The 385-nt window shown below is 34.0% G+C and carries 1 protein-coding gene; it reads right to left on the reverse strand.

Annotated elements, in window-relative coordinates:
* The coding region (locus BW716_RS35785) for an AraC family ligand binding domain-containing protein (protein ID WP_179091446.1) at window positions 1–374 on the reverse strand (374 nt) is incomplete at its 3' end.
* Between the last annotated feature and the right edge of the window lie 11 nt (window positions 375–385).

The raw sequence follows: 385 nt of genomic DNA on the forward strand, positions 1-385 counted from the left end.
CTATTGGTAAAAAGCATCATTTGCAATAATAAATTATTGACCGGATAAATACCTTCTACTTTATAAAAATCATCTTCGTCTTTTTCAACCGGAAAATATAAATTCCGCATTGTAACACTTTCAGATTTTGGTTCGATGCTGTGCGCAACACCACTAGGAATCCAGATAAAATGCCTTGCCGGCAAAAAGTAGGTTTTGGTTTCTGTTGTTACAAAAACCACATCTCCTTCAGCATACAACAATTGTGCTTTGTCATGTTTATGTGTAGGCACAAACAATTCCCCCATTAAATCATGGTGACAATAAATGCTTTTTTTGTCGTCATCTACTTTTTTGATGTAATATTTATCTAGTTTCTGACCGGAATGTTCCATTGAAGTTTAAT

The sequence above is a fragment of the [Flexibacter] sp. ATCC 35208 genome (genome assembly GCF_001975825.1).
GTDB lineage: Bacteria > Bacteroidota > Bacteroidia > Chitinophagales > Chitinophagaceae > Chitinophaga.